The sequence below is a fragment of the Rhodococcus sp. NPDC059968 genome, assembly GCF_042738615.1.
In the GTDB taxonomy this organism is placed as follows: domain Bacteria; phylum Actinomycetota; class Actinomycetes; order Mycobacteriales; family Mycobacteriaceae; genus Rhodococcus_F.
The window spans coordinates 1-2,772 of record NZ_JBHWUE010000236.1 but is presented as its reverse complement, the minus strand read 5'-3'; the positions used below and the strand labels follow the sequence as shown (position 1 = coordinate 2,772).

The 2,772-nt window shown below is 67.7% G+C and carries 2 protein-coding genes; one reads left to right on the top strand and one right to left on the bottom strand.

Annotated features, from left to right (window positions below; translation table 11 throughout):
* Positions 1-79: 79 nt before the first annotated feature.
* Entirely contained in the window at positions 80-646 is a 567-nt protein-coding gene (gene nthA / locus ACFWAY_RS53370; protein ID WP_378516484.1) for a nitrile hydratase subunit alpha, read from the bottom strand.
* A 741-nt stretch (positions 647-1,387) separates the two neighbouring features.
* Here nthA and ACFWAY_RS53365 point away from each other — a divergent pair.
* A partial coding sequence (locus ACFWAY_RS53365) for an AAA family ATPase (protein ID WP_378516483.1) occupies positions 1,388-2,772 on the top strand: 1,385 nt, incomplete at its 3' end.

Genomic DNA, 2,772 nt, shown 5'->3' with positions numbered 1-2,772 from the left:
GACCTGCACCGACACCTCGAACGACTCGACCACCACGACCGAACCCTGCAAGCGGCATAACCCCCGACGAATTAGCGAATCAGACCACTAAGTCGGCGAGCCGCTCCGCGGTCCACGCGTCGGTACCGGCCGGGCGGATCGGGATTACCAGATAGCGCACCTCTGCTGTGGAGTCCCACACCCGAATGCGGGTGGTCTCCGGCAGCGTTACACCGAACTCTGCGAGGACACCGCGTGGGTCCATTACTGCACGCGAGCGGTACGGCGCCGATTTGTACCAAACAGGCGGAAGGCCGAGGACCGGCCAGGGGTAGCAGGAGCACAACGTGCAGACGACCATGTTGTGTTCTGTCGGGGTGTTCTCGACGGCCACCATATGGTCGCCCTGGCGGCCACTGAAGCCAAGGGAGGCGATTGCCGCGGTGGCGTCCTCGCGTAGCCATTGGGCGAAGCCTTCGTCGGTCCAAGCCTTGGCCACCACCTGTGCGCCGTTGCGCGGTCCGATCCGCGTCTCATAGGCCTCGACGAGGGCATCGACGGCGGCGGGATCGATGTAACCCTTCTGCGTCAGGATCGACTCGAGCGTCCGCACCCGCAGTTCGATATCGGAGAGCTCGCTGTGGTCGTGGCGGTCGGAGTCGTTCATCGGGTGGTGGTCCTTAGATGTCTCGATCTGTATCACTGTCGCTAGTGCGCGGAACGAACGCCCGCACCGAGCCGGCCCCAGGCGATTGCGACCACGATGAGAGGTGAGGACGATGCCTCCGGGTCCCCTCTATTTGACGGTAGTGCGTGAGGGCGGCGAGCACCATCGCCATGGACCAGCCCAGTTGTCAGGAATACGGCAGCACTGACTACTGGCGAATCCAGAGCACCGTGCATAGCTGTCACGTCCTTTGGTGGAGTGAGCTTTGAGTGCATTTGCAGGTGTCGTCAGATTTCGGGGTGCATGTCACCTTGCAGCGGCACCGCGTGACGACGGTGTCGATCTGTCCGGTCGCGAGTTCGCAGATCAGCCCGGAGGCGGGTCGCCCGTTGTGGAGAAGGCTGTCTTACTGCATAGAGCAGCAACATCGCGGGATTGACGAGTTGCCTGTGATGCCGAAGAGTCAGGACGGCATGGGAGATCGTTGTGCTTCGCCCCCTGGCACCGCGGGTCGCCCGTGGTTACCGTGGTTACCGTGGTGAGCGCGGCTGCGCAACGGATCTTGGTGACAGCGGATCGAGGCCGCTCGCGAGGCAGGCGATCTCGTCGGGCCGGTGCGCGGGTGAACGTCGACCTTGGCCACGCGGTCTGGCAGCAGCTCGACGTACGGCAGCGCAACGAGTACACGACCGAAGCAGCCAGCGGCGGGCGTCGTTCGAGAGGCGAGGATTCGGTGGGCTGATGTTGCTGGGCAGGGCTACCGTGTGCCGGACGCTCGACCGACTGCTTAGCGAGACGCGATCGGGGCGCAGCGGCACGCTCGTGTTGTGCGGGGACCCTGGGATCGGAAAGTCAGCGTTGTTGGATTACCTGGCAGAGCAAGCGTCAGGGTGTCGGGTTGCGCGAGCTGGGGGTGTCGAGTCGGAGATGGAGCTGGCGTTTGCCGGCTTGCATCAGCTTTGTGCGCCGATGCTTCACCAGCTCGAGCGCCTGCCGGCCCCGCAGCGAGATGCGCTGGGCATCGCATTCGGATTGTGCGCAGGGGACTCGCCAGATCGCTTTCTGGTCGGCCTGGCCGTCCTGAGCCTGCTGTCGGAGGTCGCGGAGGAGCAGCCTCTGGTCTGCCTGGTCGATGACGTGCAATGGCTCGATCACGCCAGCGTCCAGGCGCTGGCGTTCGCCGGCAGGCGGCTGCTGGCCGAGCCGGTTCTCCTGGTGTTCGCGGTCCGTGAGATCAGGCAGCAGGAGCTGCTGGGCCTGCCGGACCTCGTGGTCGGTGGAATCGGCGACCGCGATGCGAGCCAGCTGCTGGCCTCCGCGATCCGCGGGCGCCTGGATACGCAGGTACAGGACCGCGTCGTTGCGGAGACACACGGTAACCCGCTAGCCCTCCTGGAGTTGCCCAGGGCGCTCACCTCTGCCGAGCTGGCGGGCGGGTTCGGGCTCCCCACCCGGCCGCTGGCGAGCCGCATTGAGCAGAGCTTCCGGATGCGCCTCGAGGGGCTGCCGCCCGAGACGCAGCGGCTCCTGCTGACGGCGTCGGCTGAGCCGGTTGGCGACGTGAGCTTGCTGTGGCGCGCGGCTGGACTACTCGGGATCGACGCCAGTGCGGCCGCGCCGGCCGTGGACGCCGGGTTGCTCGAGATCGGCACCCGGGTACGGTTCCGGCATCCGCTCGTGCGTTCAGCGACCTACCGGGCCGCGACTATGGGCGATCGCCAGGAGGTACATCGCGCGCTGGCCGAGGCGACCGACCAGCAGGCCGACCCCGACCGCCGGGCCTGGCATCGGGCCCGTGCGGCACCCGGGCCGGATGAGACGGTCGCCGAGGAGCTCGAGCACTCCGCCGGCCGGGCCCAGGCACGCGGCGGCAGCGCGGCGGCAGCGGCCTTCCTGGAGCGGGCGGCCGAGCTGACCCCAGAGCCGGCCCGGCGGGGAACACGGGCGCTGGCCGCCGCCCAGGCCAAGTTCGACGCTGCCGCGCCTGACAGAGCGACCGAGCTCCTTGCGACTGCGGAGATGAGTCCGCTCGACGATTTGCAGCGGGCGCGGGCGGAGCGGCTGCGTGCCCAGATCGCGTTTGCGCGCAACCGCGGCAGCGACGCTCCAGCTCTGCTGCTCGGCGC